At 41.3% G+C, this 12245-nt stretch carries 9 protein-coding genes; 3 read left to right on the top strand and 6 right to left on the bottom strand.

Features of this window, described 5'->3' with window-relative positions; translation table 11 throughout:
* Nucleotides 1-21 precede the first annotated feature (21 nt).
* From IEX80_RS03020 to IEX80_RS03005, 4 genes are all read right to left on the bottom strand, one after another.
* Nucleotides 22-1908 (bottom strand): RagB/SusD family nutrient uptake outer membrane protein, encoded by a 1887-nt coding sequence (locus IEX80_RS03020; RefSeq protein WP_229701495.1) that lies wholly within the window; start codon nucleotides 1906-1908, stop codon nucleotides 22-24.
* Nucleotides 1909-2017: 109 nt separating this feature from the next.
* Nucleotides 2018-5530, bottom strand: a complete 3513-nt coding sequence (locus IEX80_RS03015) for a TonB-dependent receptor (protein WP_188831877.1) — start codon at nucleotides 5528-5530, stop codon at nucleotides 2018-2020.
* Between the two features lie 239 nt (nucleotides 5531-5769).
* Nucleotides 5770-6915: a FecR family protein gene (locus tag IEX80_RS03010; protein WP_188831876.1), complete on the bottom strand. Its 1146-nt coding sequence runs from the start codon at nucleotides 6913-6915 to the stop codon at nucleotides 5770-5772.
* A 37-nt stretch (nucleotides 6916-6952) separates the two neighbouring features.
* Nucleotides 6953-7483 (bottom strand): RNA polymerase sigma factor, encoded by a 531-nt coding sequence (locus IEX80_RS03005; RefSeq protein WP_176624545.1) that lies wholly within the window; start codon nucleotides 7481-7483, stop codon nucleotides 6953-6955.
* A 447-nt stretch (nucleotides 7484-7930) separates the two neighbouring features.
* Here IEX80_RS03005 and IEX80_RS03000 point away from each other — a divergent pair, with 447 nt between their 5' ends.
* The gene (locus IEX80_RS03000; protein ID WP_090525427.1) at nucleotides 7931-8326 is read left to right on the top strand and encodes a hypothetical protein; all 396 of its coding nucleotides are present in this window, start codon (nucleotides 7931-7933) and stop codon (nucleotides 8324-8326) included.
* A 426-nt stretch (nucleotides 8327-8752) separates the two neighbouring features.
* Here the strand turns inward: IEX80_RS03000 and chrA are convergent, their stop codons facing one another.
* Both chrA and IEX80_RS02990 read right to left on the bottom strand, forming a co-directional pair.
* A complete protein-coding gene (gene chrA / locus IEX80_RS02995; protein ID WP_090525423.1) occupies nucleotides 8753-9952 on the bottom strand; it encodes a chromate efflux transporter in 1200 nt (399 codons plus the stop codon).
* A 139-nt stretch (nucleotides 9953-10091) separates the two neighbouring features.
* The gene (locus IEX80_RS02990) at nucleotides 10092-10433 is read right to left on the bottom strand and encodes a tetratricopeptide repeat protein (protein WP_090525421.1); all 342 of its coding nucleotides are present in this window, start codon (nucleotides 10431-10433) and stop codon (nucleotides 10092-10094) included.
* 45 nt (nucleotides 10434-10478) lie between these two features.
* Here IEX80_RS02990 and IEX80_RS02985 point away from each other — a divergent pair, with 45 nt between their 5' ends.
* Both IEX80_RS02985 and IEX80_RS02980 read left to right on the top strand, forming a co-directional pair.
* A complete protein-coding gene (locus IEX80_RS02985; RefSeq protein WP_188831875.1) occupies nucleotides 10479-11216 on the top strand; it encodes an electron transfer flavoprotein subunit beta/FixA family protein in 738 nt (245 codons plus the stop codon).
* Between the two features lie 29 nt (nucleotides 11217-11245).
* Nucleotides 11246-12223 (top strand): electron transfer flavoprotein subunit alpha/FixB family protein, encoded by a 978-nt coding sequence (locus IEX80_RS02980; protein ID WP_188831874.1) that lies wholly within the window; start codon nucleotides 11246-11248, stop codon nucleotides 12221-12223.
* Nucleotides 12224-12245 lie beyond the last annotated feature (22 nt).

Below are 12245 nucleotides of genomic sequence, written 5' to 3'. Positions count from 1 at the left end.
TTAAACATATTGTCGCTATATCTACCAGTTAGGGTTTTGAACCAGGTTTTGGTTAACCAGTAAATCGCTTTCTTTTATTGGCCATAAGTAATCGCGCGGAATCACAAAATGCCGCGAAAAAATCAGCCGTTCGCGATAATACAACTGAGGTGAATTTTCGCTTATTGTCCATCCTGTTACGTTTCCGTTAAGTTCAATACCGGCTGTTTTCCAGCGCAATAGATCCCAAAACCGGTGGCCTTCAAAACAAAGTTCAAGGCTGCGCTCACGCTGAATGATTGACCGCATTCCATCCTTTGTAGTGTATTTGGTTGGATTAATACTGTAATTAGTCCAGGCATCCTGAACCGTAGGCAGGCCGGCCCGCGCTCTCACGCGGTTTACGTAGGTATATACATCAGCTACAGGCCCCTGAGCTTCATTTAATGCCTCTGAATAAAGCAAATACAGATCAGACAAACGCATTTCGGGCCAAGGGTAATTGATATAGGTAACCGTTGCCCATTCGTAGTGCCAGTTAAGGGCTTTTTTCATATAAAAACCAGCAATTGGTATAGGTGACGATTGCCCAACTTCGGCACCGCGGGCCTTCATCCACCAGGTATCTTCATCGGTTTTAGTTGGGCTGTTGGCCATATACCAAACACCGCGGTCAAATCCAAGGTCGGCATAATAACGTGGCTCCCGGTCAAAATTAAGCCTTGCAGTTGTTTCCCCTTCTTTGATGTTAAAACGCTCGTCATGTGTACCAACCCTTAGCTGAGCTATATCACTAAAGTCAAGCGTTTTATCTTCGTTAATCGGCACCCCGTGTTTAGTGTAGAACATCTTAGCCATTTTTAAGGTAGGGCCAAGTAACGGGCGATTGGCTGACTTTGCGGCATCGGCATTGTTAAAATCATATTGCCCGGCGCACATCGACTGGAAGAATGAATTATAGTTGATGTTATTATTGGCAGTTAGCCCCCATATCAGTTCTTCATTCCACTTTTCGCTCATCGCGTTCCTGATACCCATTTGAGTCATAGTAGTTTGACTAAGTGGATTAGTAGGTGTAGGAAACGTATAAAGGCGTATATTTTGGGATTCGCAAAAATCAATGGCTGCTTTGCAGGCATCGGCAGCGCGCTGCCATTTTTCGACACTAAAAGTAGGGTTAAACAACTGCTCGCCATCCTTATTCTTGAATGAATTATAATCCGGGTTGCCATTAAACAACGGACTTGCCGCCGTTACCAGCAATTTGGCTTTCATACTCAAAGCAGCCGCCTTGGTAACACGACCCAGTTCACTTCCTTCATTCCTGATTGTTAAAGGTAGTTTTGCAGCAGCCTGATCATATAATCCGGCTATATAATTTACTACTTCATCAACCGGCCTGCGTTTTACCCGTATATCGTCGATGGACGCGTCAATGGGCAGATTTTTATCGATAATGGGTATTGGCCCATAAGCTCTGAAAAGTTGAAAATGATAGAAAGCTTTTAAGAATTGGGCTTCTGCTATCCAACGCTCACGTGTGTCAATATCCAAATCCAGCACTTTGCTTTTGTCGCTGACATTTTCAATAAAGACATTACAATCCCGTATAGCCTTATAATTCGCAGCCGCGTCCCTGGTACCATTCATATAATTGGCTATAGGGTCAGACGAGTTTTGGAATCCTCTGGGCAGTTGCAGTACGTTTGTTGACCGTATGTGATTTGCAGGGTCTTCCACCCAAACTTCATCACCGGCGGTAAGCCCAACATTATAAGTGGGATCTGTTTCCGTTGGCAGGTATGAGTAGCAGGTAAACAAATACTTCTCTGCCTCGGTTTGTGAAACAAAGGCGTTGGCTATTGTTGATACGTTATCAGGAACAACATCCAAAAATGATTTTTTACAAGATGTTACCGGTACAATCATTATTAAGGTCATTATTACCAGGGAGATATTCCTCTTTGGTGTTTGACTTAATACCGATTGCTTAATTTTTTGTATAAAATTACTTTTCATATAATTAATTTGAAAGCTTTTAAAATTCTACCCGCAGGCCCACGTTAAATACTTTTTGAATCGGGTAACCCAATCCTGAGGTTCCCATTTCGGGATCCCAAAGCTTGAAGCTACTGAAGGTTAACAGGTTTAAGCCGTTTAGATAGATACGTGCGCTATTCAAATGGATAAACTTGAGTTGACTCTTATTGAAATTGTATCCAAGTTCTGCCGACTTCAGGCGCAGGAACGAGCCATTCCTTAACCACCATGTTGATGTTGGAGAATTTGGGGTTGCGCTGTTGTTGGCTTGTATAGTATTACTTAAGCGTGGCCAAAACGCGTAAGGGTTACGATTATCTTCAGACCAGTGATCATCGGCAATTGATTTTAACAGACCGCTTTGGTTACCTGTGTTAAGGCCGTTGTTCTGCAGGCCGCTCACTAAATAAAACGGAGAAATATCTGCTGAATTGATGACGAAAGAAGACCTTGCCGAGCCCTGGAAAAACGCGCTGATATCGAAGTTTTTATACCCAACAGAAAAACCGAAACCGTAGATGATTTCCGGCACTTGCGGATACCCTATCGGCACTATATCCGAACTGGTTATTTTTCCATCGCCATTCATGTCGCGGTATTTAATATCGCCGGCTTTATAGTCGCCAAAGCTTTGGACGGGCGAGTTGGCTACCTCTACATTGTCAATAAATAACCGCTCGGCTATAAGGCCATATATCTGGCTTAAGGAATTACCTACTTTGCTCAGGTATTGAAGGTTATTTGGGTAAACAGGTTCTTCATTTTTCAACAGCTTGCTCTTAGCATAAGTAAGCGTACCGCGCGATTGGATCCAGAAAGAGTTGTTAAAGTTTTTCTTGTAATCCATAGCAATGTCCACACCTTTACTGGATGATTTACCTGCGTTTGAAGATATATCAGCTTGCAAACCCATAGAGGTTGGGATGGTGCTGCGTACCATTAAAATATTGTCACGTTTTTGTTGGTAGGCATCAACTGTTAAGGTGAAGTTTTTGGCCACAGTTAAATCCATACCGAGGTTAGTTTGCCTTGATTGCTCCCAGGTAATATTCTGATTTTCATAACGTCTGGTAGCTACGCCCGGCCTGCTATATAGGTAGTTGGTACCAAACTGGCCATAGGCGCCATTATTTAAACTAACGTCAGACAAATAGAAAAACCGATCTTCCGGCTTTCCGATCTGATCATTACCTACTAAACCATAGGTAACCCTGAATTTAAGATTATCAATAGTTGAAAGTAATGGCTCAAAAAACTTCTCGTTCGACACTACCCAACCCGCACCCACAGACGGGAAAAAACCAAAACGATGATTACTTGCAAAACGCTCAGACCCATTGTAACCAAAGTTAAACTCAAACAGATACCGGTTATCATAACCATAGGTAAACCTGCCCGATACCCCTTGATTACGTGACGGCAATGATAATTGTAATGTTTTGGCATTACCTGTAAGATAGTTACGCATAGTCCCGATCAGTAACCCGCTAACAGCATGTTTTTGAGCAAAGGTGCGGTTATAGGTTACCGCCGTTTCAATGTAAGCTATGGAATTAGAAACATTTAACGCCGGATCTTGATTATAAGTCAAATATTCGGTTGGCGTATTGCCAATGCTGCTGCCTGCCAAACCGTTATTAAGTAGCGTTAAGCCATTAAACGTTCCGTTAACTACATCCGATTGGTAATAATAAGGACTATACTGACGTGAAACAGTGAAGTATGAATAACGCGTAGTATACGCCATTGCCCTTGCCGATAAACCCTGCGTTATAAAATCAAGCTTTTGACTTAAGCTTAATTGCGCTGTCAGTGTGCTGGTATTTGAGCTTTGGAAACCAGACAGGGATTGCGCATAAGGATTCATATACAAACCGCCACCAGGTATAATGGCATTACCGAAAAGCGGGTGATTTACATATGGCAGCAAATTACCCGGATAAATTGCCGGAAAAGCGACAGGGTTACTCCAAAGGGCGTTTAAAAAAGTGTAACCACCACCGCCGATAGGCCCATGATAACTATCAAACTGGCCTTTTAAGCTCACCACCGCCTCAGTGGTTTTAGTAAGGTTTAAAGTTGTATTTGATAAAAGAGAATATGATTGCAGCTTAATGTTATTGCTGAAATTGTTAAGGCTGTTCTCGGCCAGGTTGCCATTATCAATATTATAGGTCATGGCCAGATAGTACTTAGCTTTTTCTGACCCGCCGCTGGCGTTCATATTAAACCGTTGGTTATTGGTTTTGGTTTTGATCAACTGCTTGATCCAATTATTACTGGGATATAACAGCGGGTCATCACCTTTTGCAGTATGGTCTATTTTATTTTGCGAATAAGGCAAGATGCCCAGCGGATTACGGGTAAGTACCGCTTCATTAGCCAATGTCATGTAACTAATATTATCGGCCAGATCAATATTCTTAACGTTTGATGATGTTGAATTTTCACCGCGGATATTGAATTTTACAGCCCCCGTCTCACCACGCTTAGTTGTAACCAATATTACACCGTTTGCCCCCCTTGCACCATATAGTGATGAGGCTGTAGCGTCCTTCAGCACCGAAAAGCCCGATATGTCATCCGGTTGAAGCCTTGCCAGATCGGTGGTGCCCATTTCAATACCATCGATCAATATCAGCGGATCAACCTTACCAGCTCCAAACGTACCCACGCCCCTGATAAAGAACTGGGCATTATCAGCACCCGGTTCACCGCTTCTTTGGTAAGAGATCATCCCCGGTACAACGCCTGCCAACATGGTGGTAAGGTTACTTGACGGCCCCTTGAGCTGTTTAGGGTTTATAGAGGTAATCGAACTAACAAGGCTCGCCTTTTTTTGCGTACCGTAGGCAACTACGGTAACTTCTTCAAGGCCATTTTTATCAGCGCCCATTTGCACATTAATTTTATAAACGCCGCCGGCTGATGGAGAATAGTTTGCAAGATCAAATTCCTGCGATTTTGATCCCACAAATGAAAATACAATAATTGACCCTCCGCCTTCCTTTAAATTAAGAGTGTACTTTCCATCCATGTCTGACTGTGTGCCGTTCATGGTTCCCTTAACCTTAACACTTACACCTGGTAAAGTAAGGCCTTTGTCGTCAGAAACAATCCCCTGCACTTTTTTAGGAACGACGGCTCCTGCAGGTTCTTTTTTGGGAGGGTTTACAACGGGCGCGGGTTCGCTCTTTTCAATAACAACGAGTTGGTCACGCACTACATAATTCAGGTTTTTTCCTTTCAAAAGAACGCCGAACACTTCTTTCAGTTCAGCGTTTTTAAAATCAACAGTAACCAATTCTTTGTCATTCAAAAGAGTGTTACTGTAAAAAACGGTTAGGCCCGTTTGCTTTTTGATTGATTTAAATACATCGGCCAAACTGATGTTAGCCTTTTTAAGTGTTATTGGTCCAGTACCCTGCGCTTGTACAGCGCTATACCGGGTTACCAATAAAAGAAAAATAAAGGGCAGTATAAGCCGCCGGCTGAATAGAATTCTCTCCATATTTATTGGGTTTACGATTGGTTTTCTCTAAGACCTGTTCCTGCTAAAACGGGTGAACGGAAACAAGAAAAATTGTATTTTTTTTATTACAATGAAAAACAAACATTGTTAATCAACACTATTTCAATGCATTACTAATGCTACCCATTTGACAAACAAGGGCAAATGATTCCCATGGCGCTTAAGGGCCAGGCATTAAATAACCGGGAAACAGGTTGTGGTTTAACCGTGGCGCTTTCTTACCTGATGTGTAAAACCCCTTCCTTTAAAAGGGCCGAAACTCCTGCAGATGCTTTAATATTTTGAATGAAAACTTCAATTGGTTTGTTTTTTTGAATAGCACCACTAAATGCTTCGTCGGCTTTCGCTGGATCGTCAAAAACCACTTTTACATCAAACCAGCGGAGCAGCACATCGCTTATATCGTGAAGTTTAATGTTATGGAAATAATAAATATCATTCATCCAGGCCAGTTCAACAGCAGAATCAAATGGTTGGGCCCGAAACCCAGCCCCCGATGTATAAACAGCTTGGTAGCCAGGTTGTAAAAGCATTTTTTGTTTATCCTGACCGCTTGTTGATACCGAGCCTTCAACCAACGAAGTTACTGTTTCACCGGCATGATAAGTATTTACGTTAAACTCAGTACCTAAAACTTTTACATCAGTTTGGCCTGTATGAACTATAAACGGGTGGGCAGCATTTTTTGCAACTTTAAAAAAAGCTTCGCCTGTTAAGTACACTTCCCTGGTTTTGCCTAAAAATGAAAACGGGAAGCGCAGGCTTGATACAGAATTTAACCAAACCTGTGTACCGTCTGAAAGTACTATCCGGTAGTTTAATTTTGAAGGAATAACGAGTGTGCTCCACTCTTCACTTTTACTATTATCCACCTGGTAACTTAAACCGTTAACACTTTTCTTTAAATGAGCAAACGACATATTGATCACCTTTTTGCTGGTATCAGACAGGTTGATATGCTGCCCGTTTGCCAATCGTAGCTCAATGGCCGGTGTTTTAAGATTCTTTTTTGCAGCAACAAGAGCATTAACAGGCATTTGCCGCCAATAATATCCTGCGGTAAACGCGATGCATAATAAAGCTGCTACAGAAAGCCATTTTACTGCGCCTGCCCAGCCAGGCCTGATCGATCGCACCGGCTTTATTTCGGCCTGGATTGTATCCCAGGCTTTATTTTCATCAATATTATTAAAGAAGGTTTGAGCTTTATTTGAAGTAAGTACCTGTTGCATTTCATCCCACAGTTGTTTAATCCGGGGATCATTTTGTATAGCCTGTTCAAGCAAATGACTGTCTTCCTCACTTATTACGCCTGTAATTTGCTCAATTATCAGTTCCTGAAAATACGCTTTATTGTATGTCATTATTTATAAGACCTCATTATGGATAAAAAGGGTGAACTTATTTGGCACTCTTTAACCCTTCTTTTAAAGTTTTTATTGCCAGTTTTAAATGAGTTTTCAAAGAATTTATGCTAATGCCCATTTCAAGGGCCGCATCTTTATACTTTTTATGCTCATAATGCACCAGCGTAAAAGCCTGCATCCGCTGTATCGACAAATCGGCCAGCACTTTTTCAGGATAAATTTCCGGTACAGGTGTTTCTTCCTCCTCTATTTCGGTAAGTGTATATTTATAATCTACCAATTTTTTTTGCGTTCGTGTTTCGCTTTCAACTTTTTTGAGGCATCTGTTACGGATTGCTGTAGTTAAATAAGCTTTTAATGACGAATTAATATTGGTATATAATTGTCTTTCCCAAAGATCAACAAAAAAACCCTGAACGGTATCTTCAGCTTCCATTTCATCCCGTAAAATATAAAAGGCCGATACATTAAGCAGCTTATAGTATTTTTTAAATACTGCTTCAAAGGCCTCCTTGTTCCCCAATTTTAATTGCTCAATAATATGAGCATCGTTCAAAATCTCCATGAATTGGTCTTAACTGGTTTATAATTAAATAGGTTGGGCTACTATAGAAAGCTAAATGTAAAAACTTTTATTGTCAAAACAACAATTATTAAAAAAATATTAAAAAATCATCACTTTACTCAAAACCAGGATCTCTAACAAGCCTTTTTTACTAAACGGGCCATTTAAAAGTTAAGATTTATAGCGGAGACATTCTTGATACATCCTAAGAAACGGGACATACTTTGGTTTTGAAAAATATTCAAAAGCAATCGATTTCATTTAGTAATTATTGTAATAAAAACAATTAAAAAATAAAAATAAGGCATTCCTCTTTTAATTCTTTTTAACTTAGGATATCCAGTTCGGCATCAAAATTTATCCGGCTCTTTTTTTTACAAAATGCGCAAAAACACTCGTTCTATTTCGCATTTCATTTAATCCGGCTTTGTTTTTAATTTTGTTTTGATGATAAACAGCTTGCAAATTAAACTTCACAAAGGGCAGCTCGATGAGCTAAAGGATGAACCTGCCAGCTTGTTAAGTTTTCTGAATGTTATATTTAAGCCTCTTTCAGCAAACTACGAACAGCTTAAACATGCGCTTGAGCGCGAATTCAGGCCGGAAGGTTCGCCGGAAGTAACCCGTTTAAATTTCGACAGGATCAAATTTGATGAGAACACAGGCCAGGGAAGTTTCCGGATAGTATTAGATATCGACTATGCGTTCGGCTGCGAAGACCTGGTTACCCATAAAAAAAATCAAACATCAGAATGGACTTTCATCGTTGATTACAAGCTTTTAATTATAAATCTTTATAGTTCGCCCTTTATTGACAGCCGTAGCACGGCCGAAGAGTTTTAGATCCTCATTTCAGGCCTGCAACAGCCCGGAGCTATAGCGCTTATAAAAAGGAATAACAAGTGAACATCCACAATGCTGTGCAGATCCGGGTTACGAAAACGGCACATTTAGGTTTGCCCTTGCAAGCTTGCTGCCTCCGGAAAGTTATATTACAGCCATCAACAAAACACAACAACATTTTCCTGCGTTTAGTGATGACGTCAAAATAGATTTCAGAAAAGTCGATTTTGTAAATGAGCAGATCGGCGTTAGGTTGCTGAATGGGGTGCTTATGGCAAATTCACTGCATTTTGTAGCTGATAAACCAAAATTGATAAAACAGTTGGAGAAAGGATTAAAGGTAATTCTCAATTGCTGATTGTGGAATATGATGCCGTTAAAAGTAATCCCTGGGTTCCCTAACCTCCCCTTTAGGGGGCCAGGAGGCTAAAATATTATTCCTAAAACCACGCCGATAATGATCACTATCGGTGTTTTTATTTTGGTAAAATGCAGCACCAGGAACGTACCGATCATTAAGGCATAGGCTGTCCAATTTAAGCCAAAAGGCCTTACCAGTAAAATCAGCGCAGTAGCCATAAAACCTACAGCTACTGCATTTATACCGCTCAGTGAGTTTTTTATACGTGTAATCTTCTTCAGATCCTCCCAAAACGGCACAATAAAGAGGATCAGGATAAGGCCTGGTGTATTGATGCCAATAACAGCAACCAGGCTCCCAATTACCTGCCCCCAAATGCTGTTTCCTTTGTTGCCAAGCGTTATGCCGCCCAAAAACGAAGTAAATGAAAATGTAGGCCCCGGCAAAGCCTGCTGCAAAGCATATCCCGACAAAAACTCCGACCGGCTTAAGTAATGCTTAACCTCAACAAATTCGGTATACATGAGTGGTACCAGCACTTGTCCCCCTCCAAAAATAAGGATGCCGTTGCGGTAAAAGTTTTCAAATAAACGGATTGGTAAACTTAATGGGGACGTTTGATTTACAACCGCACCTAAAGCAGCGAAAAAAAGCAGAATCCCTATAAAGTATGCTACTTTATTAGGATTTACATTTGAATATAGTTTTACCCTCAATTCGTTTTCATGCTGCTGGGTTTCCATGGCCGACGATATAATGCCGCCAAGCAATATGAGTATCGGAAAGGCATAAGCATTTTGAAGGATGAGTGTCACAATCAGTGAACCAATAGCCAGCATGGTGCTGACCCTGGTCTTCAAAAATTTATTGGCAAATGTATAAGTGGCATAAGCAACTATGCCTACCGCTATAGGCTGTACATAACTGATTACATGAGCAAATTTGGCCTTATTAGCAACCATACTGTAACTGATAGCCGCCATACACATAATAGTAGCCGAGGGCAGGATCCAAATTAAAAATGTAATAATAGCCAGCCTAAGTCCACCCACTTTCCAGGCTATCCCAACCAGCGTTTGGGTTGACGAAGGGCCGGGCAATACCTGCGATAAGGCGTTAAGCTCCATCAACTCATCTTCGGTAATATATTTTCGTTTTTCAACAAATTCGCGCAGCAAAACAGCAATGTGGGCCTGCGGTCCGCCAAAAGCGGTAAAAGTATAAATTAGCACATCCCGCAGAAATAATAGTTGCCGTTTCTTCATTTGTATATTCGCAGATAGTTTTTTGCAGATAGTTCATAGATCATGGTTCATAGCAGGCAGATCATAGATATATTCACGAAAAATGGACGAGCCAATACTGCGGAGCTACCATGAACTATTAACCATTAACTATGAACTACTAATAATCGTCATCGTCTTCTTCAAAACCCATTGCCTGCCTATATACTGCCTGCAATTCAGAAAAAGCATGGTTATCGCGCTTTTCTTTTGTCACTTTCATACCAGCTTCATAAGTTTTAATGGCGTCATCCTTTCGGTTTAGCGCTTCATAAAGCTTACCCAAATGATAATAGGTACCTGTATAGCCGGGGTGGTTATTTACCAGGTCTTCATAATAAGCAAGAGCCTTATCTGTCTCATTCAGACGCAGATATTCTGTTGCCAGGGCATATTTCAGAAACTCATCATCCGGTTCATTTTTTATAAATTCCAACAGCTTATTCAATCTGCTTAACTCCATTTTAAACTCTATCTTTTTTAACTAAATTTGCAAAAACCTATTGATATGAAGATTCTGGTATGTATAAGTAATGTTCCTGATACCACCACAAAAATAACTTTTACTGATAATAACACGCAATTTAATACAAACGGCGTTCAGTTTATACTTAACCCTTATGATGAAATTGCACTTGCCCGCGCCATTGAACTAACCGACGGCGGTAAAGGTACAGTAACTGTAATAAATGTTGGGGAAGCAAATACAGAAGCCACTATACGTAAAGCCCTGGCCATTGGCGCTACCGATGCGATACGAATAAACGCTAAACCGCACGATGCCTGGTATGTAGCATATCAGATTGCGCAATATGTAAAATCAAATCCTTTTGATCTGATCCTGACAGGTCGTGAATCTATTGATTATAATGGATCAAAAGTTGCTGGTATGCTTGGCGAACTGCTTGATCTGCCATCGGTATCCATCATTAAAAAATTAGATGCCGCTGACACAGAGGCAACCGTTGAGCGCGAGATTGAAGGTGGTAAAGAGGTTTTAACTATTCCCTATCCTTTTGTAGCCGGTACGGCCGAAGGTGTGGCCGAACCCAAAATACCCAATATGCGCGGCATTATGTCTGCCCGAACCAAGCCACTTACAGTTGTTGAACCGGTTGAGGTAAAAACATTTTCGGAGATCATTAGTTATGAAACACCTGCTCCACGCGGCCAGGTGAAGCTTATACCTGCTGATGATACTGCTAAACTGGTTGAGCTGCTGCATACCGAAGCGCGTGTTATATAAATTATGATCTAAATCATTAACAGATAAATATGTCAGTTTTAATATATGCGGAAAATACCGGGGGCAAATTCAAGAAATCAGTTTTTGAAGCCGTTTCTTATGCCCGCGCCATTGCCGATCAAAATAATACTTCCCTTACCGCTGTTTCAATAGGCAACGTTGACGCCACCGAATTAGCTTTATTAAGTAAATACGGTGTAGATAAAGTGCTTAATGTATCAGGAGATAAATTGAAGGAATTTGTAAACCAGGCCTACGCCTCTGTCATAGCCGAGGCGGCCAAAAAAGAAGGTTCGGCTGTTGTGGTACTATCAAACACATTTTCGGGTCGTGGTTTAGCGCCCCGGATAGGTGTTAAACTGGAAGCCGGTGTTGCCGACGGAGCGGTTGCTTTACCTGAACAGACAGGCGGCTCGTTTAAAGTAAAAAAGACAGCATTTTCAGGTAAAGCTTTCGCAACTGTCGAGCTTACCTCCGCCATAAAAGTTATTGCGCTTGTGCCCAACTCTTATAAAGTTGTTGAAACTGGCGGTACTGCCCAGGTTGAGGACTTTAGTGTTGAAACTAAAGCTTCAGACTTTAAGGCGATGATTAAAGAAATCGTTCGTTCAACGGATAAAGTTTCATTGCCTGATGCTGAAATCGTTGTTTCGGGCGGTCGCGGTTTAAAAGGCCCCGAAAACTGGGGCATGATAGAAGAACTTGCCGAACTTTTAGGCGCAGCTACTGCATGTTCAAAACCTGTATCAGATGCTGGCTGGAGGCCGCATAGCGAACACGTTGGACAAACCGGTATAGCTGTCAGTCCAAATTTGTATATTGCAGTCGGTATTTCAGGTGCAATTCAACACCTGGCCGGGGTAAGTTCATCAAAAGTTATTGTAGTCATAAACAAAGATCCGGAAGCACCGTTTTTTAAGGTGGCAGATTACGGAATTGTGGGCGACGCGTTTGAAGTACTCCCTAAATTAATAGCAGCCGTTAAAGAATATAAAGCTTCAGCATAAATACAGGTGTGATGGGGAATAA

The organism is Mucilaginibacter rubeus (genome assembly GCF_014643835.1).
In the GTDB taxonomy this organism is placed as follows: domain Bacteria; phylum Bacteroidota; class Bacteroidia; order Sphingobacteriales; family Sphingobacteriaceae; genus Mucilaginibacter; species Mucilaginibacter rubeus.
The sequence above is the reverse complement of the archived record's forward strand: the minus strand, read 5'-3'. Positions and strand labels throughout refer to the sequence as shown.

Excerpts from the sequence above, each read along its gene's own strand:
- IEX80_RS03020 (WP_229701495.1), bottom strand. The coding sequence starts at position 1,908 with ATGATTGTACCGGTAACATCTTGTAAAAAATCATTTTTGGATGTTGTT.
- IEX80_RS03015 (WP_188831877.1), bottom strand. The coding sequence starts at position 5,530 with ATGGAGAGAATTCTATTCAGCCGGCGGCTTATACTGCCCTTTATTTTT.
- IEX80_RS03010 (WP_188831876.1), bottom strand. The coding sequence starts at position 6,915 with ATGACATACAATAAAGCGTATTTTCAGGAACTGATAATTGAGCAAATT.
- IEX80_RS03005 (WP_176624545.1), bottom strand. The coding sequence starts at position 7,483 with ATGGAGATTTTGAACGATGCTCATATTATTGAGCAATTAAAATTGGGG.
- IEX80_RS03000 (WP_090525427.1), top strand. The coding sequence starts at position 7,931 with ATGATAAACAGCTTGCAAATTAAACTTCACAAAGGGCAGCTCGATGAG.
- chrA (WP_090525423.1), bottom strand. The coding sequence starts at position 9,952 with ATGAAGAAACGGCAACTATTATTTCTGCGGGATGTGCTAATTTATACT.
- IEX80_RS02990 (WP_090525421.1), bottom strand. The coding sequence starts at position 10,433 with ATGGAGTTAAGCAGATTGAATAAGCTGTTGGAATTTATAAAAAATGAA.
- IEX80_RS02985 (WP_188831875.1), top strand. The coding sequence starts at position 10,479 with ATGAAGATTCTGGTATGTATAAGTAATGTTCCTGATACCACCACAAAA.
- IEX80_RS02980 (WP_188831874.1), top strand. The coding sequence starts at position 11,246 with ATGTCAGTTTTAATATATGCGGAAAATACCGGGGGCAAATTCAAGAAA.